We start from the raw sequence: 402 nt of genomic DNA on the forward strand, positions 1-402 counted from the left end.
CAAATGTTCACGTGCCAGTTGTGGTTGCAATAATAATAAAGATAGACTGTCTTGTAGCTGATCACGGAAGCCAAATGCACCACTAGCTTGATAAAAAGCTGTACGTGCCATCATGCGGCATGCATAGATTTGATAAGGCAGCCAATGATTGACCATAATATCAAAAGAGGGATCAGGTGTTTTTACTTGGAATGGAGAAACGAAATCACTCCATTTTTGTTTTTGTTTTGTGAGCAAAATTTCAAAATCATTTGTACGGACTTGATCGAGTAGTTTTTCAGCTTCTTGCCTATTTTCAGCACAGCCAAGATAGAAGATTATTTCTTTTGTTTGTCCTGGTAACAGATCAATATCGTAGGCGAGTGCTGAACAAGGATCACATCCTGCTTCAATCCTATTGGA

At 38.8% G+C, this 402-nt stretch carries 1 protein-coding gene; it reads right to left on the reverse strand.

The window, feature by feature from the left end; all coding sequences use genetic code 11:
* Nucleotides 1–402, reverse strand: a 402-nt coding sequence (locus ACFINO_RS10355; RefSeq protein WP_375655743.1) for a GH36-type glycosyl hydrolase domain-containing protein, incomplete at both ends; no start/stop codon positions are given.

Source organism: Bartonella sp. AA83SXKL (genome assembly GCF_042196965.1).
Lineage (GTDB): Bacteria > Pseudomonadota > Alphaproteobacteria > Rhizobiales > Rhizobiaceae > Bartonella.